Source organism: Achromobacter aegrifaciens (genome assembly GCF_902859735.1).
Classification (GTDB): Bacteria; Pseudomonadota; Gammaproteobacteria; order Burkholderiales; family Burkholderiaceae_B; genus Achromobacter; species Achromobacter aegrifaciens.
This window is the reverse complement of record NZ_CADIJY010000005.1, coordinates 241,159-266,984: the sequence shown is the minus strand read 5'-3', so window position 1 is coordinate 266,984 and position 25,826 is coordinate 241,159. Positions and strand designations below refer to the sequence as shown.

Genomic DNA, 25,826 nt, shown 5'->3' with positions numbered 1-25,826 from the left:
AGGAACTGGATTATGGCGAAAGCTTCCACCAGCGGCGCTTCGCGCGTGCGCAAAAAGGTCAAGAAGAACGTCTCGGACGGCATCGCGCACGTTCACGCGTCGTTCAACAACACCATCATCACCATCACCGATCGTCAGGGCAACGCGCTGTCGTGGGCCACGTCGGGCGGTGCTGGCTTCAAGGGTTCGCGCAAGTCGACCCCGTTCGCCGCGCAGGTCGCTGCTGAAACGGCTGGCCGCGTTGCGCTGGAGTACGGCATCAAGACGCTGGAAGTGCGCATCAAGGGCCCCGGCCCTGGCCGCGAATCGTCGGTCCGCGCTCTGAACGCGCTGGGCATCAAGATTTCGTCCATCGCCGACATCACGCCCGTTCCGCACAACGGCTGCCGTCCGCCGAAGCGTCGTCGTATCTAAAGGGAATCCACATGGCTCGTTATACTGGACCCAAATGCAAGCTCTCGCGTCGCGAGGGTACTGATCTGTTCCTGAAGAGCGCCCGCCGCTCGCTGGATTCCAAGTGCAAGCTGGATTCCAAGCCTGGCCAACACGGCCGCACTTCGGGTGCCCGCACTTCCGACTACGGTCTGCAGCTGCGCGAAAAGCAAAAGCTCAAGCGCATGTACGGCGTGCTGGAAAAGCAATTCCGCAAGTACTTCGCTGAAGCCGAGCGTCGCCGTGGCAACACCGGCGAAACGCTGATCCAGCTGCTGGAATCGCGCCTGGACAACGTCGTCTACCGCATGGGCTTCGGCTCGACCCGCGCCGAAGCTCGCCAGCTGGTGAGCCACCGCGCCATCGAACTGAACGGCCACACGGCTGACATCGCTTCGATGCTGGTCAAGGCTGGCGACGTCGTGTCGGTCCGCGAAAAGGCCAAGAAGCAAGGCCGCATCAAGGAATCGCTCGACCTGGCCACCAGCATCGGCATCCCCCAGTGGGTGGAAGTCGATACGACCAAGTTGACCGGTACGTTCAAGTCGGCCCCCGATCGCGCTGACGTCGCTCGCGACATCAACGAATCGATGGTCGTCGAACTGTACTCGCGTTAATCAGGCCTGCCGGCGCTACCTTCGCAATGCGCCGGCGAGCTGGTCTCGCGACCCGTTTGCACGTCCCGCAGCAGCCCGCTTTCCGCCTTCAGGCGGAGCGGGCTTTGCGGTAAGTATTGGCCGGTGTTTTTCGCGCCGTCCGCATTTCAAGTTTCACCCTGTCCATCAGCCTTATCGGTGTAACGAGCCGAGGGTATTGAAAAGGAACACAGTAAATGTCCACTCAAGGTTTCCTGAAGCCGCGCTCCATTGAAGTCGAACCGGTCGGCACGCACCATGCCAAGATCGTGATGGAGCCGTTCGAGCGTGGCTACGGTCACACGCTGGGCAACGCCCTGCGCCGCATCCTGCTGTCTTCGATGACCGGCTACGCGCCGACCGAAGTCCAGATGACGGGCGTGGTGCACGAATACTCGACCATCCCGGGCGTTCGCGAAGATGTCGTCGACATCCTGCTGAACCTGAAGGGCGTGGTCTTCAAGCTGCACAATCGCGACGAAGTGACCCTGGTTCTGCGCAAGACCGGCGCGGGCACCGTGCTGGCCAGCGACATCGAGCTGCCGCACGACGTCGAGATCATCAACCCCGGCCATGCCATCTGCAACCTGACGGATGCAGGCAAGCTGGAAATGCAGATCAAGGTTGAAAAGGGCCGCGGCTACGTGCCGGGCAACGTGCGCGCGCTGTCGGAAGACCGCACCCACACCATCGGCCGCATCGTTCTGGACGCTTCGTTCAGTCCGGTCCGCCGCGTGAGCTACGCGGTTGAAAGCGCCCGTGTGGAACAGCGTACCGACCTGGACAAGCTGGTCCTGGACATCGAAACCAACGGCGTCATCTCGCCCGAGGAAGCGGTGCGCCAGTCGGCTCGCATCCTGATGGACCAGATCTCGGTCTTCGCCGCCCTGGAAGGCGCTGGCGATTCGTACGAAGCCCCGGTCCGCGGCACGCCGCAGATCGATCCGGTGCTGCTGCGCCCGGTCGACGACCTGGAACTGACCGTGCGTTCGGCCAACTGCCTGAAGGCCGAAAACATCTACTACATCGGCGACCTGATCCAGCGTACCGAAAACGAGCTGCTCAAGACCCCGAACCTGGGTCGCAAGTCGCTCAACGAGATCAAGGAAGTCCTGGCCGCACGCGGCCTGACGCTGGGCATGAAGCTCGAAAACTGGCCCCCCCTGGGCCTGGAGCGTCCCTAAGTCTTGAAAGGGTGCCGCCTCTGGAAAGGGGCGGTTCCCGCAGGCAGCCGGCCTCGCGCCGGCCAGTTTGCGAAACCGTCGTAAAATGCACCGTTTTCTACCGGACCGCGGCCTGATTGCAGGTTGATAGAAGAGCCGGCAACCCGATGGCTGACGCCATCTTTAGATTCAAAGGAAACTTATCATGCGTCACGGTAATGGCTTGCGTAAGCTCAACCGCACCAGCAGTCACCGTCTTGCCATGTTCCGCAACATGGCCGTTTCGTTGATCACCCACGAAGCCATCAAGACCACGCTGCCGAAGGCGAAAGAATTGCGCCGCGTCATCGAACCCCTGATCACGCTGGGCAAGGAGCCCACGCTCGCGAACAAGCGTCTGGCTTTTGCCCGTCTGCGCGATCGCGATGCGGTGGTGAAGCTGTTCGCCGAAATCGGCCCGCGCTACGCGGCCCGTAACGGCGGCTACACCCGCGTGCTGAAGATGGGCTTCCGTCAAGGCGACAACGCTCCCATGGCTTTCATGGAACTGGTTGACCGTCCGGAAGTCGATGAAGCCGCTGAGGACAGCGCCGAATAATTTCGGTAGCTCGATAAGCGACAAGGGCGGGTCTTCGGACCCGCCCTTGTTTTTTTGTGCGGCCGCCGCGCGCTACGAGGCGTGCAGCTCGCTGCGCAGTTGCGCCGCCGTTGCGGCCAGCGCCTCGGTTGCGGGCTGCGGCGGCATCTTGAAGGTCAGGTCCTGCTGCTCGATGTATTGGGTGGACGTGACGTCCTGCGGGTGGTGCATGGGGATGACGTGGGCGTGCGCATGCGCCACGTGGATGCCGGTGAAGGCGAAGCCCACGCGTTCCACGTCATACAGGCGCTTCATGTGGCGTCCGAGCTTCTGGCCCAGGTTGAGGATGCTGCCTGCCAGGTCGGCCGGCATATCCTCGTAATAGGGATAGTGCTGCTTGGGGATGATGAGCACGTGCCCGGGGCGCACCGGGTGGATATCGAGAAAGGCCAGCAGGCGTTCATCCTCGTGGACCACGTGCGCGGGGATTTCGTGACGGGCGATGCGGCAGAACAGGCAGTTATCGGACATGCGTGCCTCGGTGGGTGCGGGTGGCATGGCGGCGCGTTCAGGCCCGGCGGATCCGGACGATGGCCGCAATACCGATAAAATACCCCGAGTTACGTCCCATACGGGTATCCCGAGGAGCCTCCATGTTGCGAGATGACGACGTTGTGCTGGTCATCAGCAATGCGCCCGACCTGCTGCTGGCCAAGCGGATTGCGCATGTCCTGGTCGAAGACGGATTGGCCGCCTGCGTGAACCTTGGCGCGCCGGGCCTGTCCATCTACATGTGGAAAGGAGAGGTCGAAGGGGCGGAAGAAATCCCCATCCACATCAAGACCACATACGCGCGCCACCAGGCCGTAGTGCAGGCCCTGGCGCAGATGCATCCCTACGATGTGCCCGAGATCATCGTGCTGCCTGTCATTGGCGGCGCGGCGCCCTATCTGGATTGGGTGCGTGAACAGACGGCCGTCACGCAGAACAAGAGAGACTGATGTTGCAACTAGTCGGTATCGGCGCGCTCCGGCGCGAGTCCCGCGCGCCGCGCGCCTTCTTCAGGCAGTGGCTGGCCTTGTTGGCCATGATGCTGCTGTTGCTGGGCTGGCAGGCTGCCGCGCGCGCCGAGGCCGAGTTCCTGGAGCCCGAGAAGGCCTTCGTGTTCAGCGCCGAGATGGTGGCGCCTGAAACGCTGGAACTGCGCTACCGCGTCGCGCCCGGCTACTACATGTACCGCGAGCGCTTCGGCATCACCATCAGTCCCATCGGCGCCGCCAAGCTGGGCGAAGCCGTCTATCCCAAGGGCGAGGTCAAGTACGACCCGACCTTCGAGAAGGACATGGAGGTCTTCCACCAGGACGTGGTGATCCGCGTGCCGGTGGCTGCGGGCGGACAGCCCTTCACCCTGACCCTGACCGCGCAAGGCTGCGCCGATGCGGGGCTGTGCTACCCGCCCATGGACAGCAGCGTGAAACTCACGCCGGTGGCAGGTGGCTATGCACTGGCCGGACCGGGAGGAATCCCGGCCGCCGCGTCTGGCGCATCCAGCGGGCTCGGCGCGCTGGTCAACGCGGGCGACACCGGCCTGGCCGACGCCCTGGGCGGCCTGGGCTGGGTAAAGACCGCCGGCGTGTTCCTGGTGCTGGGCCTGTTGCTGGCATTCACGCCCTGCGTGTTGCCCATGATTCCCATCCTGTCCTCCATCGTGCTCGGCGGGGCCGCGCAGGCCAAGCCGTCGCGCGGCCGCGGCCTGGCTCTGGCCGCGACCTATGTGCTGGGCATGTCCGTCGTCTACACCGCGCTGGGCGTGGCGGCCGGATTGAGCGGGGCCGGACTCACCGCCTGGCTGCAGACGCCTTGGATCCTGACCCTGTTCGCCATCCTGCTGGCTGTGTTGGCGCTGGCCATGTTCGATGCCTTCACGTTCCAGATGCCTGCCGGCATCCAGGGCTGGCTGTCGCAGCGCTCGGCGCGCATTCCGGGCGGGCGCTACACCGGCGCCTTGGTGATGGGCGCCTTGTCGGCGCTGATCGTCGGCCCCTGCGTGGCCGCGCCGTTGGCGGGCGCGCTGTTGTATATCTCGCAGACCGGGGACGTGGTGCTGGGCGGATCGGCGCTCTTCGCAATGGCCTGGGGCATGGGCGTGCCGCTCTTGATCGTGGGGGCTTCATCGGGCGCCTTGCTGCCCAAGGCCGGTCCCTGGATGGACGGCGTGAAGCGCTTGTTCGGCATGCTCTTGCTGGCGACCGCCTGGTGGATGCTGATCCCGGTAGTGCCGACCTGGGTGCAGATGACGGGCTGGGCTTTCCTGGCCGTGGTTGCCGCCGTGATGCTGCGGGCGTTCGATGCCTTGCCCGATGGCGCGGGCGCTGCGCGCATGTTCGGCAAGGGTGTGGGCCTGTTGCTGGCGCTGGCGGCCGCGGCCTGGCTGATCGGCGCAGCCAGTGGCGGACGCGACGTGCTGCAGCCGTTGTCGCACCTGGCGGCGCGCGGCGATGCGCCCGTGGGCGCGGCGGCCAGCAGCGGCGAGGTGCACTTCACCCGCGTGCGCAACAACGCGGAACTGGACGCCTTGCTGGCGCAAAGCCGTCAGCCGGTGATGCTGGATTTCTACGCCGATTGGTGCGTGTCGTGCCGCGAGATGGAGCGCTTCACCTTTACCGATCCGGGCGTTGCGCAGCGCATGTCGGGCATGCTGCTGGTGCAGGCCGACGTGACCGCGAACAACGCCGATGACCGCGCGTTGCTCAAGCGCTTCCGCCTTTTCGGCCCGCCGGGCATCATGTTCTTCGAACCGGGTGGCAAGGAGCTGCCCGAGGCGCGCGTGGTGGGCTTCCAGGACGCCAAGCGCTTTACTGAATCGCTGGACAAGGTCCTGCTGCGCTGAACGCGCGCGGCTTTGCCGCAAGCGTGATCCGCCATACAAAAGGCCGCTGCGTGGAACCGACCGTGCAGCGGCCTTTTTTTGCCGCGTGGCCTTTCTGTTCTGCGGACGCTAGCCCTGGCGCGTCGCGCGCACGTCGTGGTTCTGCCAGCCCAGTTCAGCTGAGATGGCGTCGGCGCAGCGCTTGATGTCATCGATCAACGGACTGGTCCAGCGCACGTCGAACACGCCGGCTGCGCCGATGGCTGTGATCACCAGCACCACGTTGCCGTTGGAGTCGAACACGGGGGCGCTCAGGCCGTTGATGCCGGGGATGGGGTCGCCCATGGCGCGCGCGACGCCGCGCTGGCGGACTTCGCGCAGGGTCCGTTCGAACTTTTCTGTCTTGCCCAAAGAAGGCACGGCGCCCAGGCGCAGATGGTCTTCGTGCAGCAGGCTTTCTATTTTTTTGGGCGGCAGCAGCGCTGCGAACACCTTGCCCGTCGCCGTGTTGGTCAGCGACATGACCGTGCCGGTGCGCATGTTGACGTGGATGGGGTAGTTGGATTCGTGGAGGTGAACGATAACTGGCCCCAGGTTGCCCAGCACCGCGATGGCGATGGTCTGTCCGGTTCTTTCGGCGAACTCGCGCGTCATGGGGATGGCGATCTTGATGGGATCGAGCCGGTGCAGCGCCGCCAGCCCCAGCTGCAGCGCGAGCGGCCCCAACTCGTATTCGCCGGTGTTCGGGTCTTGCCTGACCAGGCCCAGATTGCCGTAACTGACGAGATAGGCGTGGGCATTGGCGCCCGACATGCCGGCGGCTTTGGCCAGCGCGCCCAGCGGCAACGAAGACGAGTGTTCCAGCAGCGCCAGCAGAATCTTGCCGCCGACTTCGATGGACTGGATGCCGCGCCTGCGCGGCGGCGAGGCAGGAGCGTGATCGGCATTGCGCTTGCCGGAGCTGGGTCTGGTGGCCATTTTCTTTTATCGAATGAGATTGCCTATGTTAGTACTTTCGCTAATCGTGAACCATATTGACATTATCAAATGCGTTCTCTACAGTCGAAAGAATAAGAAGGCTGCCCCGGTTTTGCGATCGGGAGCAAGCCGCCCCAAGGGTATGGAGACAACGTGGAAGATTCTCGTCAATACGACTGCGACGTGTTGGTGGTCGGGTCGGGCGCGTCGGGCATGGCTGCCGCAATCACCGCGGCAACGTCAGGCCTGAAGGTCCTTATCGTTGAAAAAGAGCCGCGCTTCGGCGGCTCCACCGCGCGTTCCGGCGGCTGGCTGTGGATACCGGGCACCTCGCTGGCCAAGGTGCAGGGCATCCATGAAACGCCGGACGAAGGCCGCGCCTATCTGCGCCACGAAGCCGGCGACAGCTACAACGCTGAACGAGTGGATGCCTTTCTGGAGCAGGGGCCGCGCGCCGTGGACTTCTTCACGTCGAACACCGAAGTGCAGTTCGACATGCCGCTGGTGTTCCCCGACTATCACGCGGAAGCGCCCGGCGGAAAGCAGGGCGGACGCTCGATGGTGGCGCGGCCCTACGACGGCCGCAAGCTCGGCGCCCACGTCAGGGACCTGGCGCCCGCGCTGCCCGAGCTGACTGTGTTCGGCATGATGCTGGGCTCGGGCAAGGAGATCGTGCACTTCATGCGGGTCACGCGCTCGCTGGCCTCGGCCTGGTACGTGGCCAAGCGCCTGACCCGGCATTTCCTGGACGTGGCCAGGCATGGCCGCGGCATGACGCTGACCAACGGCAATGCGCTGGCGGGCCGGCTGGCGGCCTCCGCGTTCAAGCTGGGCGTGCCCCTGTGGCTGAACGCGCCGGCCAAGTCCCTCATCATCGAAGACGGCGCCGTGCGCGGCGCGGTCGTGCAGCGCGATGGCGCGGCCGTGCGCGTGCGCGCCGCGCGCGCCGTGGTGCTGGCTTCCGGCGGCTTTCCGTACGACATCGAACGCCGCAAGCAGCTGTATGCACACGCACCCAACGGCACGGAACACTACTCTCCGTCGCCCACGGGCAATAGCGGCGACGGGCTGCGCCTGGCCGAGAGCGCGGGCGGGCAGGTCAACACCGCCTTGCCCAATGCCGCGGCATGGGTGCCGGTGTCCGTGGTGACGCGCAAGGACGGCAGCCCGGGCTACATGCCGCACTTCATCGACCGCGCCAAGCCGGGCGTCATCGCCGTCACGCGCAATGGCCGTCGCTTCACCAACGAAGGCAGTTCGTACCACGACTTCGTGCAGGAGATGGTGCGCGCATGCGAGGGGCAGGGCGAGACCTGCGCCTGGCTGATCTGCGACCACAAGACCCTGCGCAAGTATGGTCTGGGCAGCGTGGCGCCGTTCCCATTGCCCATCAAGCGCTATCTGGACACGGGCTATCTGACTCGCGGCGCGTCGGTGGCGGAACTGGCGCAGAAGACCGGCATCGATGCCGGCAGCCTGCGTCAGACGGTCGAAGCGTACAACCGGGAGGCGGCGCTGGGCCGCGATCCGCAATTCGGCAAGGGCAGCAAGGCCTACAACCGCTATCAGGGCGATGCGCTGCATGGCCCGAATCCCTGCGTGGCGCCCATCGTGAAAGGGCCGTACTACGCGATCAAGGTCATGATCGGCGACATCGGCACTTTCGCCGGCCTGAAGGTCGATGGCCAGGGCCGCGCACTGAACGAACTGGGGGCGGTCATACCCGGCCTGTACGCCGTGGGCAACGACGCCTGCAGCATCATGGGCGGCAACTATCCGGGCGCGGGCATCACCTTGGGTCCGGCGCTGACCTTCGGCTATATCGCGGGCCAGAGCATTGCCGCCGCCGGCAAGGCCGCAGCGCGCGTGCAGGCGGACGCTTCCGCGCAGGCGGCCGCATGAGTGCCGCGCCGGCGGGACTGCTGCAGGGCAAGCTGGTTCTGGTGACGGGAGCGGGGCAGGGTAACGGACGGGCATTGGCGCTGGGCCTGGCGGCCGCGGGCGCGCGCGTGGTGGCGACCGACGTGCAGGCCGACAACGCCGCGCAGACGGCAGGCGCCATCATCGACACCGGCGGCGACGCCTGGAGCCACGCGCTCGACGTGACGGACCCCGAGGCATGCGCGGCGGTCGCGGCGCAGGTGCAATTGGAAGTGGGGCCGATTGACGTGCTGGTCAACAACGCCGGCATCCTGATCCGCGAAGGCATAGACAGCCCGCGCGCCGCCGAGAACTGGCGTCGCGTGCTGGACGTGAACCTGAACGGCAGCTTCAACATGATCCACGCCTTCCTGGGGGCGTTGCGCGCCACGCGCGGCGTCATCATCAACGTCGGCTCCATCGCGTCGTTCGCCGGGGTAGGCGCCACCCTGGGCTATTCGCCGTCCAAGGGCGGCGTGAAGATGATGACGCAGGCCATGGCGCGCGACCTCGCGCCCGACGGCATACGGGTCAACGCCATTGCGCCGGGCGTCATCGAAACGCCGATGACGCAGTACACGCGGGACGATCCCGCCCGGCTGGCGAACTTCATGCAGCGCATTCCGCTGGGACGGGTGGGACAGCCCGAAGACCTGGTGGGACCCGCCGTGTTCCTGGCTTCGCCGATGGCGCAGTACGTGACAGGCGTGTCCCTGCCGGTGGACGGCGGCTATCTCGCGGTATAGCGCCAGGCTCCACGGGCGAGAGGCAGAAAAAAGAATCATCGACGTGCAGCACATCTGAAAAACACAGGAGACAACGATGAAAGCAACGGGGATTTTTTCCACCTTGTCCAAGGCGGCCGTCTTGTGCGCGCTGGCGGTGGGCGCGCAGGCCTACGCCCAGGACATCAAGATCGGCTTTAACGGCGACCTGTCGGCTTCGCCGTCCGCGCAAAGCGGGCAGGCCGCGGTGCTGGGTTTGCGCACGGCCATTGACGACATCAATGCCAATGGCGGCCTGCTCGGCCGCAAGCTGGTGCTGGTGGTGCGCGATGACCTGTCGCAGCCGCCGAAGTCCATCCAGAACATGGCGGACCTGATCGATAACGAGAAGGTCGTGGCCATCGTTGGTCCCACCAATTCCGGCAACGCACTGGCCTGGAAGCACATCCCGAACCAGAAGAAGATCCCCGTCATGGGCGCCATCGGTTCCGGCACCGACATCACCAAGCCCATGCGCGCGGGCGCGGACAACTACATGTTCCGCGTCGGCATGGTGGACCGCGAACAGGTGGACGGCGTGATCGGCTACCTGAAGAAGAATCCCAAGGTCAAGAATGTAGGCTTCATGATCGAGACCACCGGCTACGGCCAGAGCGCGCTCAAGGACCTGGAGGAAGTCGGCGCGGCGCAAGGCGTCAAGGCCGTGGCGGTCGAGAAGTTCGGTGTGGCCGATACCGATATGACGTCGCAGCTGAACAAGCTGAAGGCGGCGGGCGTGGATACGGTGGTGATCTGGGCGCAGAGCACGCCGATCGCGCACGTGTTCCGCAGCATGGAGAAGATCAACTGGTTCCCGCTGACGCTGACCTCGTGGGCGGCGGACAATATCGCCTTCTACGATACGGCGGGCAAGACGCTGTCGGAGAAGCCCTTCTTCCTGCGCACCATCACCGACAATCGCACGGCCGCGCAGCAGAAGCTGTATGACCGCGTGTCGGCCAAGATGACCTCGCCCACCGCGTTCGGCTTCCTGGCGCATGCCTATGACGGCATGAACCTGCTGGGCATGGCGATCAAGCAGGCGAACTCCACCGATGGCGAGAAGGTGCGCCTGGCGCTGGAGAACCTGGATGGCACCTACGAAGGCGCGATGAAGACCTACACCAAGCCATTCTCGGCCACGGTGCACGATGCGCTGCTGGTAAGCGATTACAAGTGGGCGCACTGGCAGGACGGCAAGCTGGTGCCTTACGCCGACGACGTGACCGTCGCCGTCGCCAAGTAGCAGCAGGACAGCGACAGGCATAAGGGGCCATCATGTTGGCGACATTGTTGCAGGCGCTCGTCAGCGGGCTAGCAGTGGGGGGCGCTTATGCGCTGGTGGCGCTGGGCTTCAGCATCACGTTCACGACCACGCGCACGCTCAACTTCGGGCATGGGGAATTCGTGTCCGTGGGCGCGTTCATCGGGGTAGGCGCCTTGTTCCTGTTTGCCGGCAAGCCGGTCACCACCGCGGCCTTCACGGGGCTGGAATTGAGCGGTTGGGAGTATCTGCTGGCGGGGCTTGCGGCGGTGCTGGTGATGGGCATGCTGGGCGTGCTGCTATACGTGTTCGGCGTGCGGCCGTTCGCTTCGCGCCCGGGCATGGCGTGGGTCATGAGCACGCTCGGCTTTGGCATCCTGCTGCAGAGCGCCGCGTTCGCGGTCTGGGGACCGGCGCCCGTCACGGTGCCGGCGCCCTTCGGCGACGACGTGATCCGCGTGTTCGGCGCGGGCGTGCGCAGCCAGGAACTGCTGTTGCTCGCCGTGGCGGTGGTGGTGATGGTGCTGTTCGACCGCATCATGAACCGCACGGTGCTGGGCAAGGCGATGCGGGCCGTGGCCGCCAATCCCGCGGTCGCCAACCTGATGGGCATCAATGTGAACGCGGTGATGACCGGCGCCTTCTTCGCCAGTTCGGCGTTGGCCGGGCTGGCGGGCTTTCTGGTCGCGCCGATCACGTCGGCTTCGATATTCATGGGCCTGGCCATCGGCCTGAAGGGCTTTTCCGGCGCGATGATAGGCGGCCTGTCGAATCCGCGCGGCTGCGTGCTGGGCGGCTTTGTGCTGGGGCTGCTGGAGTCCTACGTGAACCTCTGGCAGTCGCAATGGCGTGAAGTGGCGATCTTCGGATTGGTGATCCTGGTGCTGGCGATCAAGCCCACCGGCCTGTTCGGCAAGCGTCTGGCGGAGAAGGTATGAAGCGGCACGGCCAGACCTTGATAACCGTGGCGCTCGCGGCGGCGCTAGCCTTGTTCGCCGCCCTGGTGGACAACGATTACTACCTGCGCATCGTGTTCATGGCTTGCGTGTACTACTTGTGCGCGGCGGGCGTGAACGTGCTGGTGGGGTATGCGGGACAGAAGTCGCTGGGGCAGGCGGGCCTCTTTGCAGCCGGCGCCTACACGGCGGCGTTGCTGACCTCGCGCTGGCAAGTCGATCCATGGCTGGCCCTGGCCGCGGCGCCCGTGGTGGCCGGCGTGTTCGGCGTGCTGATCGCCCTGCCGTCGCTGCGCGTGAAAGGGCCTTACCTGGCCATGGTGACGCTGGCCTTCGGCATCGTCATGGAGAAGATCGTCACCGAATGGGTGGACGTGTTTGGCGGCCCTTCGGGCCTGTTCGGCATCATGCCGCTGACCTGGGGCGGCAACCCGTTCACCAACCAGCAGTGGGTGTGGTTCGCGCTGGTGCTGTGCGTGGCGACGCAGCTCCTGCTGCGCAACGTGCTGGACGGGCGCTTCGGGCGCGCGCTGCTGTCGGTGCAGGCCGACGAGATCGCCTCGTCTTCCGTCGGGGTGCGCGTGTATCGCGCCAAGGTCATCGCCTTCGTGGTGGCGGCCGTGACCTGCGGCATTGCGGGCGCGCTGGTGGCGCAGCAGAACCAGTACATCAACTCGGACTTCATCGGCTTCAACCTGTCGATCTTCATCCTGCTGCTGGTGCTGTTCGGCGGTGCGGGCTCGAAGGCGGGGCCGGCCGTGGGCGCGATTGCGCTGACCATCATCGACGCGATGCTGGCGCGCTGGCCCTCGGTGCAGCATTTCTTCTACGGCGCATTGCTGCTGTTCGCGCTGTACTTCATGCCAGGCGGGGTGATGGGACTGTTCTCGCGCCGCGAGCGGCGGGTCGCGGATGCGCGGCCGCAAGGCGCGGGCGAGGCGGCGGCCCCGCCCGCGGCCAAGCAGGCCGTTGGGGCGCAAGAAGACCTGCTGCTGGTGGTCGAGAGCCTCTCCAAGGCCTATGGCGGCGTGAAGCCGGCGCAGGACATTTCCTTCTGCCTGCGGCGCGGCCACGTGCATGCGCTGATCGGACCGAACGGCGCGGGCAAAAGCACCCTCATCAACATGCTCAGCGGCGTGGTGCTGCCGGATGCGGGCGTGGTCCGCTTCCAGGGCACGGATATCGCGGGCGAGCGGCCGCATGTGATCTGCAAGCTGGGCATCGGCCGCAGCTTCCAGAACCTGCGCCTGTTCGGCGAGCTGTCGGTGCTGGATAACGTATTGCTGGGCCGCCACAGCCGCATGAAGAACGGCTTCTGGGCTTCGCTGCTGGGACTGCCGCGTGCGCGGGCCGAGGAGCGCCGCGCGCGCGAGCACGCCTATCGCCTGGTGCGCATGGTGGGCCTGGAGCATCTGGCCGATACGCCGGCGGGCAGCCTGCCGTATGGCCTGCAGCGCAGGGTGGAACTGGCGCGCGCATTGGCCACCGAACCGACCTTGCTGCTGCTGGACGAGCCGGCGGCCGGGTTGAACCCGCAGGAGACCGCGGAACTGGGCGAGCTGCTGATGCGCATCGGCGAGTCCTGCGGCATCACGCTGTTGATGGTCGAGCACCATATGGATCTGGTGATGGCGATTTCCGATCACGTGATCGTGCTGGACTACGGCATCAAGATCGCCGAGGGCAAGCCCGCCCAGGTGCAGGCGGACAAGCGCGTGATCGAGGCGTATCTGGGAACCGGCATGGCCTGAGGCCAGGCCATAGGCGTAGGAACAGGCCGTAAGACGATGCTGAAACTAGAATCCGTGCAGATTTCGTATGGCGCGATCCAGGCGGTGCGCGATGTGTCGCTGGAGATCCGCGCGGGCGAGATCGTGACCATCATCGGCGCCAACGGCGCGGGCAAGAGCACGCTCTTGAAGGGCGTGGCGGGCCTGGAGCCCTTGCAGGGCGGACGCGTGACCTTCGACGGGCGCGATATCACGCAGGTGGCGGCGCATCAGCGCGTGGGCCTGGGCCTGGCGCTGTCGCCGGAAGGGCGCGGCGTGTTCGCGGACCAGACCGTCTACGACAACCTGGTGCTGGGCGCCTACATCCGGCGCAGGGATCCCGCGGCAGTGGCCGAAGGCGTGGAGCGCGGCTACCGGCTGTTCCCGCGGCTGCGCGAACGGCGCGAGCAGCTGGCCGGCACCTTGTCGGGCGGCGAGCAGCAGATGCTGGCGATGGCGCGCGCGCTGATGAGCGAACCGCGCCTGCTGTGCCTGGACGAACCCTCGCTGGGGCTGGCGCCTTTGATCGTGCAGGACATCTTCGCGGCGATCTGCAAGCTGCGCGACGACGGGCTGACCATCGTGCTGGTGGAGCAGATGGCCAACCAGGCGTTGGGCGTGGCGGACCGGGCCTATGTGCTGGAGACCGGCCGCATCACCCTGAGCGGCTCGGGCGCGGAACTGCTGCGCGATCCCAACGTGCGGGCCGCATACCTCGGCGCGCATTGAGTCCAGGCCCCAGGCGCGATACCATGTCCGCGGCGCCGCGTGGGCGGCGCGTCCCATTCCCCTTCCAGGCCGGCGCCCGTGACGTCCCCGACAGTTGATGCAAGCCAGGACCGCACAGGTCTTATCTATCTTCAATTGATGTTCGTCATGGCCACATGGGGCCTGAACATCGTCTCGGTCAAGTACCTGACGCTGCACATGGATGTGCAGGCCCTGGCGGCCGTGCGCATCGTCATTGCGTTCATCACAGTCACCCTCATCATCAAGGCCCGCCGCGGCCGCATCCCCCGGCTCGGGCGCGCGGAGCTGGGCTGGGTTGCGCTGGCGGGCTTCCTGGTCGTGTACGCGCACCAGATTGCACTGGTGACAGGCCTGCGGGTGTCGTCAGCCGCGAACGGCACGCTCATCATGGCGACCAGCCCCTTGCTGTCGGCGTTGCTGGCGGCCATCTTCTATCGCGAGAAACTGACGCTGGTGCGCATTTCCGGCGCCTTGTTGGGTCTCCTGGGCGTGGGCATGGTGGTGGTCGGCAGCGGCGCGCGGATCGGCCTGACGGGTTGGGGCGATGCGATCGTGTTCGTGGCGGTGCTGGTGTTCGTCTGCGGCGGGCTGGTGATCCAGCGCATGTCGCGCAGCATGGATCCGCTGGGCATGCTCTGGTACATGTACCTGGCCGGCGGCCTGATGCTGGTGGTGCACGCGGCGCTGACGCCCGCGTCCTACCAGGGCGATACCTGGCAGATGACGTGGTGGCCGTGGCTGGTGCTGCTGTTTTCCGCGGTGATCGCCTCGGGCGTCAGCAACATCGTCTGGAATGCCGGCATCGCGCGGCTGGGCATCAGCCGGGCAGCCTTGTTCGTGAACTGGCTGCCGATCTTCGGCCTGCTGTTCGCGGCCCTGTTCCTGGACGAGCACGTCACGCCCACGCACGTCGCGGGACTGGCCTGCGTGCTGGCGGGAACCTGGCTGGGATTGCGGCGCGGGGCGCCGGCAGCGGGCCGCAATGCGGCCGCCAAGACTTGATTTGCGGCAGGCGTCGCGGGCGGCCCATGGTAGCCTGGCCCGCGATGCCGCAAGCGCTTAACGCTGGCTCTTCAGCAGCTTCGCGGCTTCGATCGCGAAGTACGTCAGGATGCCGTCGGCGCCGGCGCGCTTGAACGCCAGGAGCGCTTCCATCATGACCTTGTCGTGGTCCAGCCAGCCGTTGGCGGCGGCGGCCTTGATCATGGCGTACTCGCCGCTGACCTGGTAGGCGAAGGTGGGCACGCGGAACGTGTCCTTGACCCGGCGCAGCACGTCCAGGTAGGGCATGCCGGGCTTGACCATGACCATGTCGGCGCCTTCCTGCAGGTCGGCGGCGACTTCGCGCAGGGCTTCGTCGAGGTTGCCCGGATCCATCTGGTAAGCCATCTTGTTGGACTTGCCCAGGTTGGTGGCCGAGCCCACGGCGTCGCGGAACGGGCCGTAGAAGGCGCTGGCGTACTTGGCGGAGTAGGCCATGATCTGCGTGTGGATGTGGCCGTTGGCTTCCAGCGCGCGGCGCACGGCGCCGATGCGGCCGTCCATCATGTCGCTGGGCGCGACCATGTCGACGCCGGCCTCGGCTTGCGTGAGCGCCTGCTTGACCAGGATTTCGACGGTGGCTTCGTTGATGACGTAGCCGTTCTCGTCGATGACGCCGTCCTGGCCGTGGCTGGTGTAGGGGTCCAGCGCCACGTCGCACAGAATGCCGAGTTCGGGGACGTGCTTCTTCAGTTCACGCACCACGCGCGGGATCAGGCCATTGGGGTTGGTGGCTTCGATGCCGTCGGGCGTCTTGAGCGAGGGGTCGATGGCGGGGAACAGCGCCAGCACGGGAATGCCGAGGTCCACGCATTCGCGGGCCACCGGCAGCAGCGTGTCCAGCGAATAGCGGACCACGCCCGGCAGCGACGGCACGGCTTGCTGTAGGCCAGTGCCTTCGGCCACGAACACGGGATAGATCAGATCGTTGACCGTCAGGGCGTTTTCGCGCACCAGGCGACGGGTGAAGTCGTCGCGGCGCAGGCGGCGCGGGCGGGATACCGGGAATTCAGGGGAGATGATCTGCGGGTTCATGGTACGACCTTGGGTGAAATCCAGTTTTCTATGTGCGCGCCGGCCTCTTCCAGGCCGATGCGTTCAGGCGCCGAGAAGGGGATGGTGTGCAGGGCACCGATATCGGCCAGGTCCTTGCGCACGGAGAACACGGTGCGCACGCGCTGGCCGTAGGGCAGCTTGTCGGCCTTGGTCAGCAGCGCCAGCACCGGGCGGCCGGTGGGGGCGATGAAGTTGGCGAGGCGGCGGTCCAGTTCGGTGACGCCGCGGCGGATGTCGATGAGCAGCACGATGCCGGCCAGCGATTCGCGGTCGCGCAGATAGCCGCCCAGGATGTCGGCCCATTTTTCTTTTTCGTCGCGGGCCACGGAGGCGTAGCCGTAGCCGGGCAGGTCGACGAGATAGCCGATGTGGCCTTCCGGATCCAGCGGGTCGGGCAGGCTGAACATATTGATCAGGCGCGTGCGGCCCGGCGTCTTGCTGGAGAAGGCAAGGCGGCGCTGGTTGCACAGCACGTTGATGGCCGTGGATTTGCCGGCGTTGGAGCGGCCGACAAAGCAGACCTCGGGAGCGCCGGCGGCCGGCAACTGGTCGAGGCGAGCCGCGGACGTGAGGAAAGAGGCGCGATGTAGGAGGGACACGGGTGGCTTTGGATACGGTTGGTTTCGAGCCCTATTGTATAATCCGGCGTTTGCAACAGTGGTCCCCGTGCGCGGAGCCGTCTTTTTTGCTTACTGTTTCGCTTGCTGAACGCTTTATCCGGCAAGTTCGCAGCAACATCGCAGGCAGGAAGGCAAAACAGGTTCGATACGGTATTCCAGGGTGTGCGGGCAGGCGTGGGCGCCTTTTTGCGCCTTGATCGATGCGATCGTCGAGGTCTTCATGAAGCGTGTGCTGTCCCGGATGTTGGTTGCGAGCGGGCTGTTGCTCGGCGCCTCCGCCTTATCTACTACGAGTTTCGCCGCCGAAGGCGCCGCGGGCCCGGTAAAACCAGATGCCGCCAAGGGCGGACAGCTGTTTGACCAGGGCGATGCGGCCAGGGGCATCATCGCCTGTGCGTCCTGTCATGGCGCGGCGGGCAATAGCACCATCCCGGTGAACCCCAACCTGGCCGCGCAGTCCCACGAGTACCTGGCCAAGCAATTGGCCGACTTCCAGGTCAAGCCCGGCGCCAAGCTGCCGGTGCGCAATGGCGCGGGCGGCAATCCCACCCCGATGACGGCCATGGCGCAGAACCTGACGCCCGCCGACATGCAGAACATCGCGCTGTACCTGGCGCAGCAGCCGCTCAAGGAGCCCGCCACGGCCGGCCAGGAGAAGCTGGTTGATCTGGGTCAAAAGATCTGGCGCGGCGGTTTGCCGGATCGCAAGGTTCCGGCCTGCGCCTCGTGCCATTCTGCCAATGGCGCGGGCATTCCCAGCCAGTACCCCCGGCTGTCGGGCCAGTTCCCCATGTACATTGAAGAGCAGCTGAAGCTGTTCCGCAGCGGCGACCGCAAGAACGACGTCATGTTCGCCATCGCGGACCGCATGTCGGACGCCGACATCAAGGCCGTGTCGGACTACGCCGCCGGTCTGCGGTAGGCGCCAGCCCGCCACGCGCGCGGCTGGTCCGCGTTCTGCAAACTCAGCGCAGCGGAACCTGCTTCCGCCGCGCGCTGTCTATGAGGGGGGTAGCCGATAGCGCGGCCCCCCTTTTTTCATGAATTCGACCCGTACACACTCCCGTCCTTCCCTGCGCAGCCTGCCCGGCGATTTCTTCGAATTGCTGGGTTCGATGCGTTTCGCCGTCAGCCTGCTGATGTTCATCTGCGTGGCGAGCCTGGTCGGGACCGTCCTGCAGCAGAACCGCTCGTCCAACAACTACATCGATCAATTCGGGCCGTTCTGGTTCGAAGTGTTCGACAAGTTCTCCATCTGGCACGTCTACAACAGCTGGTGGTTCCTGCTGATCATGGGGTTCCTGGTCGTGTCGACCTCGGTCTGCCTGATCCGCAACGCGCCCAAGATGCTGCGCGATGCGCGCTCGTTCCGCGAACATGTGCGCGCCAGCAGCTTGCGCGCCTTCCCACACCGGGTGGAAACCGAAGAGCCCACCGACGTGCCGCAGACGGCTGCGGGCCTCAAATCCCTGTTGGGCCGGCTGGGTTATGCGGTGCGCGAACGCCAGGATGCGGATGGCGTGCTGCTGGCGGCGAAGAAGGGCAGCGCCAACCGCCTGGGCTACGTGTTCGCCCACGCCGCCATGGTCATCATCTGCATCGGCGGCCTGCTGGACAGCGAGTTGCCGGTGCGCCTGCAGGTCATGTTCGGTGGTAAGAAACCCATCGTCGAAAACATGCTGATCTCGGAAGTGCCGGAAAGCGGCCGCTTGTCGGTCGACAACCCGAGCTTCCGCGCCAGCGTCCTGGTGCCCGAGGGCGGCCAGGCCAGCACGGCGGTCGTGATGGTGGGCGACGGCGCCCTGGTGCAGCCCATGCCCTTCACGCTGAAGCTCAAGAAGTTCGTGGTCGACTATTACTCCACCGGCATGCCCAGCCGCTTCGCCAGCGAGGTCGAGGTCACCGACCCGGACACCGGCAAGAGTTTCGATTCCACCATCGAGGTCAACGAGCCGCTGCGCTTCAAGGGCATGACGGTCTACCAATCCAGCTTCGACGACGGCGGCAGCGCGGTGACGCTGAAAGGCTATCCGCTAGTAGGATCTGACGCCGCTACCTTCGCGGTTGACGGTACGGTGGGCAAGACCAGCGAAGTAACCGCTCACACTGCCCGCGGCGCGCGCAGCATGGGGATCGAGATCACGGCCCTGCGGCCCATCAACGTCGAGGATCTGACCGGCGGCGTGCCCAAGGGCGGCAACCAGAGCTTTGCCGACCATGTCGCGTCGGTGTCCGGCAGCGCCGCAGGCAAAAAGAACGAAAACCTGCGCAACGTCGGTCCCAGCGTCGAATACAAGCTGATCGACGATGCGGGCCAGGCCCACGAATTCCAGAATTACATGCTGCCCGTCGAGCTGGACGGCGCCGCCGTGTTCCTGGCCGGAGTGCGCAACAACGCCTCCGAGCCGTTCCGCTACCTGCGCATTCCGGCGGACGACGACAGCTCGATCGCCGAATTCATGCGCCTGCGCGCGACTCTGGCCGACCCCGCAGCGCGCCAGGAGGCCGCGCGCCGCTTCGCGGAACGCAACAGCCCGGCGGGGACGGATCGCCAGCCCCTGCAGACGGCCGCCGAGCGCGCCCTGGAAACCTTCGCCTCCGGCGGCTTGCAAGCCGTGGCGGCGTTCCTGCAGGCCAATACGCCGCCGCAGGACCTGGAACGGGCAGCCGACGTGGTGATCCGCCTGATCGGCGCCAGCATGAACGAGTTGCGCGCCATCGAGCGCGAGCGCGCCGGCCTGCCCCCCGTGGCCACCGAGGGCCCGGAGGCCGAACGCGCCGCCGTCTGGTCGCGCCTGTCCGTGGCCGCGCTGTCGGACCTGACCGTCTATCCGGCGCCGGTGTTCCTGTCGCTCGCGGACTTCAAGCACGTGCAGGCCAGCGTGTTCCAGGTCAGCCGCACGCCCGGCAAGAACACTGTCTACCTGGGCAGCCTGCTGCTGGTCCTGGGCGTGTTCTCGATGTTCTATATTCGAGACCGCCGCATCTGGATCTGGATCAAGCCGCAAGGCGGCGGCAGCAGCGTCCTGGCGGCCATGACGTCCCAGAAGCGTACACTCGACTTCAACCAGGAGTTTGAACGCTTCAAGCAGGCGCTGCTGCGCCAGAAGAGGTCTTAAGGTTTCCTATGTCCACTACGACCACTACGCATCCCGCGCCGGCGCAAACGTTGGCTGCCTCGCCTGATCAACTTTGGCAGGACGCCCTGTCCGAAACCGGCGACGGCCGCGCGCAGCGCGGCAGGCCCGACTGGACCGACGTCGTCTTCTTCCTGTTGCTGGCGGTGGGTGCGGGATTCGCGCTGACCCGCTACAGCAACGCGATGGACTATTACGAGAAGATCATCCTGTGCGGCACCGTCCCGGTGCTGGCCTGGATGGGCTGGCTGTGGCGCCCGCTGCGCCACCTGATGGTCGCCTGTGCCATTGCGGCGGGGTTGGCGCTGATGCTGTACGGCAATGACCTGGCCCGGGCCGAGCAGGTGTTCTTCCTGAAGTACCTGTTCTCGTCGCAGTCGGCCATCCTGTGGATGTGCGCGCTGTTCGCGCTGGCCATGGTCTGCTACTGGATCGGCTTCTTCAGCCCTACCGCCGCCTGGCTGGGCACGGCGCTGAGCTGGGGCGCGGTGTTCGCCGGCGTCACGGGCCTACTGGTGCGCTGGCGCGAAGGACACTTGATGGGCCCGGACCTGGGCCACATCCCGGTCAGCAACCTGTATGAAGTGTTCGTGCTGTTTGCGCTGATCACGGCGCTGTTCTACCTCTACTACGAACGCAAGTACGCCACGCGCGCGCTGGGCGGCTTCGTGATGCTGGTGGTGACGTCGGCCGTGGTGTTCCTGCTGTGGTACTCCTTCACGCGCGACGCCGGGCAGATCCAGCCGCTGGTGCCGGCGCTCAAGAGCTGGTGGATGAAGCTGCACGTTCCGGCCAATTTCATTGGCTACGGCACCTTCTCGCTGGCCGCCATGGTGGGCTTTGCCTACCTGGTGAAACAACATGGCCAGACCACGTCCTGGGCCAAGCTGGCGCCGCTGTTCGTGCTGGGCGTGCTGCTGTGCGCCGAGCCCATGGTGTTCCGTACCGATGGCCTGTCGGCCACCTGGATGCTGTACTTCGGCGTGGGCGCGGTGATCGTGGGCGCCATCCTGCTGGGACGCCGCCGCATCGCCGCGGCGCTGCCCTCGCTGGAAGTGCTGGACGACATCATGTATCGCGCCATCGCGATCGGCTTCGCGTTCTTCACCGTCGCCACCATCCTGGGCGCGCTGTGGGCGGCCGACGCCTGGGGCGCGTATTGGCAATGGGACCCCAAGGAAACCTGGGCGCTGATCGTCTGGCTCAACTACGCGGCCTGGCTGCACATGCGCCTGATCAAGGGCCTGCGCGGCACCATGGCGGCCTACTGGGCGCTGATGGGCCTGCTGATCACCGGCTTCGCCTTCCTGGGCGTGAACATGTTCCTGTCGGGCCTGCACTCCTACGGCGAACTGTAGGCGCTGACGGCCTGTTCAGGCCGTCAGCACGACCATCACCGGCTGGGGCGAGTACACCTTGACGCCAGGCGCATTGATGGTGTTCTGCAGGGTCAGGCTCGTCATGCGGACGATGGGCGCGCCGCGCACCAGCATGGTGAACGCGCCCGTCATGTAGCGCGACTGGCCCATGAATGTCTGCGAGATCAGGCCGCCGCCCACGCCGGCGGTATCGCCCAGCGTGACCGGTATCACCGTCGCCATGTTGTGCACCGGCGCTGCCATCAACCATACATTCCAGACCACGGGGATACCCATGGACGAGGTCGCCGTGTCGATGTGCGGCACCGGCGGCACCGGGGTCTTGCAGACGTCGGGAACGCCCACGGCCAGGCTGGGCAATTGGCAGACTGCGAGCATGTTGATCTCCTTAGTTGGCGAGGGGGCGGCGATGCGGCGTGGGGTCAAAGGGAGGCGCGTCCGGCCGACCAGAGTTCGGCTTCAAGCAGGGGCGCATCGTTTTCGATGATGCCGCGGCGTTGCGTCCAACGCGTGCCCTGGGTCAACGCGCGATGCATGCGCGTGCGCAGGAAGGTGGCGTCGCGCAGGTCGGCCCCGCCCAGGTCGGCCAGCGAGAAGTCGGCGTCGGCCAGGTTGGCGCCGCGGAAATCGGTGTCGGCGCAACGCGCGCGCTGGAAGATGCACAGCGACAGGCTGGCGCCGCGCAAGGAGGCGCCGTCCAGCGTCGCCTCGGCCCAGATGGCGCCGTCGAAACGGCCGCCCTGCAGGTCGGCGCCGCTCAGGTCGGCCTGAGGGAACAAGCACTGCGGGGCCGACGCGCCAGCGAAGCGCGCGCCGCGCAGCGACGCGCCCTTGAAGCCGGCCTGACGCAGGTCGGCATTGCGGAAGTCCGCGCCGTCCAGCTGGCTGTCGGTGAAATGGCAGAGCGGGTAGGCTTGCGAGGAGAAGTCCTGCGCCGTCAGATCGCATTCGATGAACATGGTGCTTTCCGCGCCGGCGCCCGCCAGCACGATGCTGCGCAGGTCCAGCTGGTGGAACAGGGTGTAGCTCATCCGGGCCTGCGACAGGTCGGCGCGCGTCAGCACGCCGCGCGAGAACACCGAGCGTTCCACGCGGGCGGATCGCAAGGAGGCGCCTTCGAGCGAGGTGGAGTTGAACGCCGCTTCCTTCAGCTCGGCCCCTTCCAGGCTGGCCTGACCCAGATCGCATTCGGTGAAGCTGACGCCATGGGCATGGCTGCGGTCCAGCACCGCCCCGCGGGCCTGACAGCGGAACAGCCGGGCCATATCCAGATTGGCGTCCGCGGCGTCCACGCCAGTCAGCACGCAGTTGAGGAATTGGCTGTCCTGCAACTGGCAACCGCTCATCCTGGCGCCGCTCAAATCCACCTGGTCGAAGAACGCGCCCGCCAGGTCCAGGCCGCGCAGGTCCCGGCCCGCCAGGCTGCGGTGCGCTATCGGCTCGCCGTGGCGCACCTGGTCCAGCAACTGATCCAGGTTCATGCGGCGTTCTCCGGCTGCCGGGCCGGCCAGAGCTTGGCGCCTTGGGTATGGGCGTCGTCCAGCCCGGTGCTGCCGTCCATCTGCGCCTGCGCGACATCCGCGCGAAAGAGGTTGGCGCCGGTCAGGTCGGCGCGCAGCAGGATGGCCTTGCCGAGCAGGCTGTTGATCAGGTTGGCGTTGCGCAGGCGCGCGCCGGTGAAGTCGGCGCGCACGAAGTGGGTGTCGGGGGCGGCCATGCCGCTGAGGTCTGCTTCCCGCAGGCTGCAGTTCGAAAAGTCACTGGCGGCGACTTGCGCGCCACGCAAGTCGGCGCGATCGAGCATCGCGCCACGCATGCTGCCCACCTTGAACCGCATGCCGCGCAGGCAGGCGCCGGCAAGCGCTACGCGTCCCGCGTAGGCGCAGCCATCGAGCGTGGCGTTCTCCATGCTATGGCGGCCCGAGAACTCCACGTCCATGAAGCTGACGCGCAGCAAGTCCGCGCCGGAGAAGTCGGCGTTCGCCATCGTGCCCTGCATGAACACGCATTGATTCAAGCGCGCTTGGTGAAAGCGGCAATCCTCGAAGGCGGCCATCATCGCGGCCCATTGCTCGAAAGACGCGCCGCTCAGGTCGCAGCCGCGCAAGCGCGCCTGATGCAGGCGTCCCAGCAACCAGACGCTGCCGGCAAAGCTGCAATCTTCGCAGTTGGCATGGTCCCAGATGGTTTCCTTGATGCGGCTTTCGGTGAAGTCCGTCTGCACGCACTGCGTGCGGCCCAGGTTCGCGCGCGACATATCGGCGCCGCGCATACTGGTGCGCGCCAGGTCGGCGCCTGCCAGCACGGCGTCGGTGAGGTTGCAGCCGTCCAGCCGCGCGTCGGCGAGATTGGCGCCGGCCAGGATGGCGCGCTGGAAGTCGACGCCGGAAAGATCCATGCCGCTCAGGTCCGCGCCAGTCAGGTTCATGTCGCGGCAATCGCGATTGCCTTTCAGGCGCGCTTCCAGCTTCGAACGCGTGCGCCGTGCGCGCAACGGCGGCATGGGCGGGGGCGGCGCGAACTGATGCGCCGACTGCTGATAGGCCTGATGCACCTGCGGACCCAGGGTCTGGCTGAGCGGGGGCGGCACGCCTGGTGCATCCGGCGCACCGCGCTCGGCCTGCGTGTGCGGGTTGGCATCGAAGTCGGCGATATGCCGCTTCACCTTGCGTGGGTCGAAGCCGGCGGGAAGCTTGCCGTCATCCTCCAGCTTGCGCAGTGCGTCCATGTCGACCCCCGAGACCGCGGCCATGGAGGGCAGGTTGGGATCGGCCAGCGCGCGCGCGCCGGGACCGCCCGACAGGCGTTTGGCCTCTTCCAGCTCCCGTTGCATGCGCAGGATGGTCTGCGGCAGATCGGCCAGGTTAGGCGCCTTTGGCGGCGGCTGCAGGGGAACCATGTACAGATCGGGATCCAGGCCCTGGGCAAGCAGCGATTCGCGCTCGCGGGCATGCCGCCGTGCGGCGCCGGCATGCAGGTTGCGGTTCGACGGCCGCTGGGCCGTGGCTTCCATGGCCGCCTGCGGCAGCTCGCCGCAGATGTCTTCCGGCACGAGCTGGGCATCCAGCAGGGCATGGACCGCGCCGAGCTCGGTATCGAGGCGCTGTCCCACCACAGTCTGGTAATGCGCCACGTCGCGCTCCTGGCCGGCGTGTTCCAGCGCGGGCATGATGTGCAGGATATCTGCCGCATCGTCTTCGCGTACCGGTAGCGCGCCATGCCAGATCAGCGCCAGCTGCGTGCGGTCGGGGAAGAACCAGGCCGTGGTCAGGCGCAACGCGACTTCCTCGAGCGCGCTGCCATCGGCCTGGCGGCTGAAGAAACAGCGGGCGCGCCAGTCGGGCAGGCGGCCGCGCAGCACCTCGCGTTCAGGGTGCATGTTCCACAGTTCATAGTCGGCGCCGCCGGCAAGCGCCGAATTGGCGGGCCCCCATTGGTCGGGCGGGGCGGCATTGAAGAAGCGCCAGTCCATGTCGGACGCGAAGCCCGGGAAGTCATGTTCCAGCCACTGCTGGCCATACTGGCGGCCCAGCAGCGCGGCCCGCTGCGGCCAGTCCATGGGCATGGCGGTGAAACCGGCGGGCGCGACGCGCTGGGAGGGCGATGCGACGCGTTCCTGCGGGTGTTCGATGTTGGGCAGCCGGCGCACGCGCACGCCGTTGACGTCCTCTTCCTGCGCGCCTATGCCCTGCGGGTTTTCTGCGCAGCCGGGGCCGCCGTAGGCGCGGCTCCAGTCCAGACGCATGCGCTCGAAGGGCTGGGGGGCGGTGGCCTTGCCATCGAGCCAGTAGCGGTCGCCGAAGACCAGCAATGATTTGTCGATCGCGCCCACCTTCAGGCGCACGGCGCAGGCGCCGGGACTCTTGGGATCATGCGGATAGGCGTGGCCGGCGACCAGCACTTCCGGACACAGCTTGGGCGTGGCCAGGTCCAGCAGGCCGCCAGCTTCGGCGCCTGCCAGCTTCCAAAGTTCCTGGTCCATGAGCAGCGTGGGCGCGTGCGCGATATCGACCAGCGCGAACACCGCCACGCCCAGCACGTCGCGGCGTTGCCAGCGGTAGGGGCGGGTAAGCAGGCCCAGGCGGAACGGCTTGATGGTCTTCATGGCTATCCGGTGGCCTGGTCCACGACGACCTCCCGGGTCGCGGGATCGACGCGCACCTGTATGGTCTTGCCGACGCCGAAATCGGCCAGGTGCAAGGGCGACAGGGGCACGCTGAGCGTGCGCGACAGCGCGGGCGTGGCGCTGGTGGCGGCCACGTCCAGGTCCAGCTCGATGACGAAGTACAAGGTATCGCCGATCCGGCGGCGCGTGTCGCGCGCCGCCGTCACCCGCGCGGTGCCGGGCAGTCCGCTGACGCGCAAACCGTCCTGCCGCTGCACTTCCTTGCGTCCCGCCGCGCGACGCTGGCGCTCGCGCCACAACATGTACGCCGCCTGCGCCAGGGACAGCAACAGGCCCAGCCATACCCACTTGGCCCAGCTGGGCCATGCATCGATGAAGTCGGACATGGCG

Annotated in this window: 24 protein-coding genes; 16 read left to right on the top strand and 8 right to left on the bottom strand. The window is 66.4% G+C overall.

Annotated elements, in window-relative coordinates:
- The first annotated feature begins 12 nt into the window (after positions 1-12).
- The 4 genes from rpsK (at position 13) to rplQ (ending at position 2,828) form a co-directional block, all read left to right on the top strand.
- The gene (rpsK, locus tag HV766_RS17280; RefSeq protein WP_006216516.1) at positions 13-414 is read left to right on the top strand and encodes a 30S ribosomal protein S11; all 402 of its coding nucleotides are present in this window, start codon (positions 13-15) and stop codon (positions 412-414) included.
- An 11-nt stretch (positions 415-425) separates the two neighbouring features.
- Positions 426-1,049, top strand: a complete 624-nt coding sequence (gene rpsD / locus HV766_RS17275) for a 30S ribosomal protein S4 (protein ID WP_054457258.1) — start codon at positions 426-428, stop codon at positions 1,047-1,049.
- 215 nt (positions 1,050-1,264) lie between these two features.
- The gene (locus HV766_RS17270) at positions 1,265-2,251 is read left to right on the top strand and encodes a DNA-directed RNA polymerase subunit alpha (protein ID WP_006216514.1); all 987 of its coding nucleotides are present in this window, start codon (positions 1,265-1,267) and stop codon (positions 2,249-2,251) included.
- Between the two features lie 184 nt (positions 2,252-2,435).
- Positions 2,436-2,828, top strand: a complete 393-nt coding sequence (rplQ, locus tag HV766_RS17265) for a 50S ribosomal protein L17 (RefSeq protein WP_006389635.1) — start codon at positions 2,436-2,438, stop codon at positions 2,826-2,828.
- A 72-nt stretch (positions 2,829-2,900) separates the two neighbouring features.
- On the opposite strand, the gene HV766_RS17260 is transcribed toward rplQ, so the two are convergent.
- Positions 2,901-3,338: an HIT family protein gene (locus tag HV766_RS17260; RefSeq protein WP_054457256.1), complete on the bottom strand. Its 438-nt coding sequence runs from the start codon at positions 3,336-3,338 to the stop codon at positions 2,901-2,903.
- A 122-nt stretch (positions 3,339-3,460) separates the two neighbouring features.
- Between HV766_RS17260 and cutA the strand changes: the two genes are divergently transcribed.
- Both cutA and dsbD read left to right on the top strand, forming a co-directional pair.
- Positions 3,461-3,808 (top strand): divalent-cation tolerance protein CutA, encoded by a 348-nt coding sequence (cutA, locus tag HV766_RS17255; protein WP_054457254.1) that lies wholly within the window; start codon positions 3,461-3,463, stop codon positions 3,806-3,808.
- The gene (gene dsbD / locus HV766_RS17250; protein ID WP_175181591.1) at positions 3,808-5,697 is read left to right on the top strand and encodes a protein-disulfide reductase DsbD; all 1,890 of its coding nucleotides are present in this window, start codon (positions 3,808-3,810) and stop codon (positions 5,695-5,697) included. Before cutA ends, dsbD begins: the two co-directional genes overlap by 1 nt.
- Before the next feature lie 108 nt (positions 5,698-5,805).
- Here dsbD and HV766_RS17245 read toward each other — a convergent pair whose 3' ends face one another.
- A complete protein-coding gene (locus tag HV766_RS17245) occupies positions 5,806-6,654 on the bottom strand; it encodes an IclR family transcriptional regulator (RefSeq protein ID WP_082401217.1) in 849 nt (282 codons plus the stop codon).
- A gap of 153 nt (positions 6,655-6,807) precedes the next feature.
- Between HV766_RS17245 and HV766_RS17240 the strand changes: the two genes are divergently transcribed.
- From HV766_RS17240 to HV766_RS17210, 7 genes are all read left to right on the top strand, one after another.
- Positions 6,808-8,556 carry an FAD-dependent oxidoreductase gene (locus HV766_RS17240; RefSeq protein WP_119449744.1) on the top strand — a complete coding sequence of 583 codons (1,749 nt, stop codon included), beginning with the start codon at positions 6,808-6,810 and terminating at the stop codon, positions 8,554-8,556.
- Positions 8,553-9,320 carry an SDR family NAD(P)-dependent oxidoreductase gene (locus HV766_RS17235; protein WP_054457250.1) on the top strand — a complete coding sequence of 256 codons (768 nt, stop codon included), beginning with the start codon at positions 8,553-8,555 and terminating at the stop codon, positions 9,318-9,320. The genes HV766_RS17240 and HV766_RS17235 overlap by 4 nt, the downstream gene beginning before the upstream one ends.
- A 76-nt stretch (positions 9,321-9,396) precedes the next feature.
- Positions 9,397-10,584 (top strand): ABC transporter substrate-binding protein, encoded by a 1,188-nt coding sequence (locus HV766_RS17230; RefSeq protein ID WP_119449743.1) that lies wholly within the window; start codon positions 9,397-9,399, stop codon positions 10,582-10,584.
- A gap of 32 nt (positions 10,585-10,616) precedes the next feature.
- Positions 10,617-11,540, top strand: a complete 924-nt coding sequence (locus HV766_RS17225) for a branched-chain amino acid ABC transporter permease (RefSeq protein WP_175181590.1) — start codon at positions 10,617-10,619, stop codon at positions 11,538-11,540.
- Entirely contained in the window at positions 11,537-13,309 is a 1,773-nt protein-coding gene (locus tag HV766_RS17220) for a branched-chain amino acid ABC transporter ATP-binding protein/permease (protein WP_175181589.1), read from the top strand. Before HV766_RS17225 ends, HV766_RS17220 begins: the two co-directional genes overlap by 4 nt.
- A gap of 36 nt (positions 13,310-13,345) precedes the next feature.
- On the top strand, positions 13,346-14,056 hold the full coding sequence (locus tag HV766_RS17215; protein ID WP_054457241.1) for an ABC transporter ATP-binding protein: 711 nt from the start codon (positions 13,346-13,348) through the stop codon (positions 14,054-14,056).
- 138 nt (positions 14,057-14,194) lie between these two features.
- On the top strand, positions 14,195-15,079 hold the full coding sequence (locus HV766_RS17210; protein WP_119449922.1) for a DMT family transporter: 885 nt from the start codon (positions 14,195-14,197) through the stop codon (positions 15,077-15,079).
- Positions 15,080-15,136: 57 nt separating this feature from the next.
- Here the strand turns inward: HV766_RS17210 and hemB are convergent, their stop codons facing one another.
- The gene (gene hemB, locus HV766_RS17205) at positions 15,137-16,153 is read right to left on the bottom strand and encodes a porphobilinogen synthase (RefSeq protein WP_054457239.1); all 1,017 of its coding nucleotides are present in this window, start codon (positions 16,151-16,153) and stop codon (positions 15,137-15,139) included.
- Positions 16,150-16,773: a ribosome biogenesis GTP-binding protein YihA/YsxC gene (gene yihA, locus HV766_RS17200; RefSeq protein ID WP_042795930.1), complete on the bottom strand. Its 624-nt coding sequence runs from the start codon at positions 16,771-16,773 to the stop codon at positions 16,150-16,152. Before yihA ends, hemB begins: the two co-directional genes overlap by 4 nt.
- Positions 16,774-17,014: 241 nt before the next feature.
- On the opposite strand from yihA, the gene HV766_RS17195 reads away from it, so the two are divergent.
- The 3 genes from HV766_RS17195 (at position 17,015) to ccsB (ending at position 21,289) form a co-directional block, all read left to right on the top strand.
- Positions 17,015-17,716, top strand: coding sequence for a c-type cytochrome (locus HV766_RS17195; protein ID WP_042797483.1), 702 nt, complete (start codon positions 17,015-17,017; stop codon positions 17,714-17,716).
- 118 nt (positions 17,717-17,834) lie between these two features.
- Complete coding sequence (locus tag HV766_RS17190; RefSeq protein WP_175160055.1) at positions 17,835-19,913, top strand: cytochrome c biogenesis protein ResB; 2,079 nt, start codon at positions 17,835-17,837, stop codon at positions 19,911-19,913.
- An 8-nt stretch (positions 19,914-19,921) separates the two neighbouring features.
- Positions 19,922-21,289, top strand: coding sequence for a c-type cytochrome biogenesis protein CcsB (gene ccsB / locus HV766_RS17185; protein ID WP_054457234.1), 1,368 nt, complete (start codon positions 19,922-19,924; stop codon positions 21,287-21,289).
- Between the two features lie 15 nt (positions 21,290-21,304).
- Here ccsB and HV766_RS17180 read toward each other — a convergent pair whose 3' ends face one another.
- From HV766_RS17180 to HV766_RS17165, 4 genes are read right to left on the bottom strand one after another with little or no spacing between them, the layout of a single operon-like run.
- The gene (locus HV766_RS17180; RefSeq protein ID WP_054457232.1) at positions 21,305-21,688 is read right to left on the bottom strand and encodes a DUF4150 domain-containing protein; all 384 of its coding nucleotides are present in this window, start codon (positions 21,686-21,688) and stop codon (positions 21,305-21,307) included.
- A 44-nt stretch (positions 21,689-21,732) separates the two neighbouring features.
- Complete coding sequence (locus HV766_RS17175; protein WP_175181588.1) at positions 21,733-22,791, bottom strand: pentapeptide repeat-containing protein; 1,059 nt, start codon at positions 22,789-22,791, stop codon at positions 21,733-21,735.
- On the bottom strand, positions 22,788-25,415 hold the full coding sequence (locus tag HV766_RS17170) for a DUF2169 family type VI secretion system accessory protein (protein WP_054457227.1): 2,628 nt from the start codon (positions 25,413-25,415) through the stop codon (positions 22,788-22,790). The genes HV766_RS17175 and HV766_RS17170 overlap by 4 nt, the downstream gene beginning before the upstream one ends.
- Before the next feature lie 2 nt (positions 25,416-25,417).
- Positions 25,418-25,822 (bottom strand): hypothetical protein, encoded by a 405-nt coding sequence (locus tag HV766_RS17165; RefSeq protein ID WP_175160050.1) that lies wholly within the window; start codon positions 25,820-25,822, stop codon positions 25,418-25,420.
- Positions 25,823-25,826: the final 4 nt, after the last annotated feature.

Coding starts and splice junctions, on each gene's coding strand:
- rpsK (WP_006216516.1), top strand. CDS start 13: ATGGCGAAAGCTTCCACCAGCGGCGCTTCGCGCGTGCGCAAAAAGGTC.
- rpsD (WP_054457258.1), top strand. CDS start 426: ATGGCTCGTTATACTGGACCCAAATGCAAGCTCTCGCGTCGCGAGGGT.
- HV766_RS17270 (WP_006216514.1), top strand. CDS start 1,265: ATGTCCACTCAAGGTTTCCTGAAGCCGCGCTCCATTGAAGTCGAACCG.
- rplQ (WP_006389635.1), top strand. CDS start 2,436: ATGCGTCACGGTAATGGCTTGCGTAAGCTCAACCGCACCAGCAGTCAC.
- HV766_RS17260 (WP_054457256.1), bottom strand. CDS start 3,338: ATGTCCGATAACTGCCTGTTCTGCCGCATCGCCCGTCACGAAATCCCC.
- cutA (WP_054457254.1), top strand. CDS start 3,461: ATGTTGCGAGATGACGACGTTGTGCTGGTCATCAGCAATGCGCCCGAC.
- dsbD (WP_175181591.1), top strand. CDS start 3,808: ATGTTGCAACTAGTCGGTATCGGCGCGCTCCGGCGCGAGTCCCGCGCG.
- HV766_RS17245 (WP_082401217.1), bottom strand. CDS start 6,654: ATGGCCACCAGACCCAGCTCCGGCAAGCGCAATGCCGATCACGCTCCT.
- HV766_RS17235 (WP_054457250.1), top strand. CDS start 8,553: ATGAGTGCCGCGCCGGCGGGACTGCTGCAGGGCAAGCTGGTTCTGGTG.
- HV766_RS17230 (WP_119449743.1), top strand. CDS start 9,397: ATGAAAGCAACGGGGATTTTTTCCACCTTGTCCAAGGCGGCCGTCTTG.
- HV766_RS17225 (WP_175181590.1), top strand. CDS start 10,617: ATGTTGGCGACATTGTTGCAGGCGCTCGTCAGCGGGCTAGCAGTGGGG.
- HV766_RS17220 (WP_175181589.1), top strand. CDS start 11,537: ATGAAGCGGCACGGCCAGACCTTGATAACCGTGGCGCTCGCGGCGGCG.
- HV766_RS17215 (WP_054457241.1), top strand. CDS start 13,346: ATGCTGAAACTAGAATCCGTGCAGATTTCGTATGGCGCGATCCAGGCG.
- HV766_RS17210 (WP_119449922.1), top strand. CDS start 14,195: ATGTTCGTCATGGCCACATGGGGCCTGAACATCGTCTCGGTCAAGTAC.
- hemB (WP_054457239.1), bottom strand. CDS start 16,153: ATGAACCCGCAGATCATCTCCCCTGAATTCCCGGTATCCCGCCCGCGC.
- HV766_RS17195 (WP_042797483.1), top strand. CDS start 17,015: ATGAAGCGTGTGCTGTCCCGGATGTTGGTTGCGAGCGGGCTGTTGCTC.
- HV766_RS17190 (WP_175160055.1), top strand. CDS start 17,835: ATGAATTCGACCCGTACACACTCCCGTCCTTCCCTGCGCAGCCTGCCC.
- ccsB (WP_054457234.1), top strand. CDS start 19,922: ATGTCCACTACGACCACTACGCATCCCGCGCCGGCGCAAACGTTGGCT.
- HV766_RS17180 (WP_054457232.1), bottom strand. CDS start 21,688: ATGCTCGCAGTCTGCCAATTGCCCAGCCTGGCCGTGGGCGTTCCCGAC.
- HV766_RS17175 (WP_175181588.1), bottom strand. CDS start 22,791: ATGAACCTGGATCAGTTGCTGGACCAGGTGCGCCACGGCGAGCCGATA.
- HV766_RS17170 (WP_054457227.1), bottom strand. CDS start 25,415: ATGAAGACCATCAAGCCGTTCCGCCTGGGCCTGCTTACCCGCCCCTAC.
- HV766_RS17165 (WP_175160050.1), bottom strand. CDS start 25,822: ATGTCCGACTTCATCGATGCATGGCCCAGCTGGGCCAAGTGGGTATGG.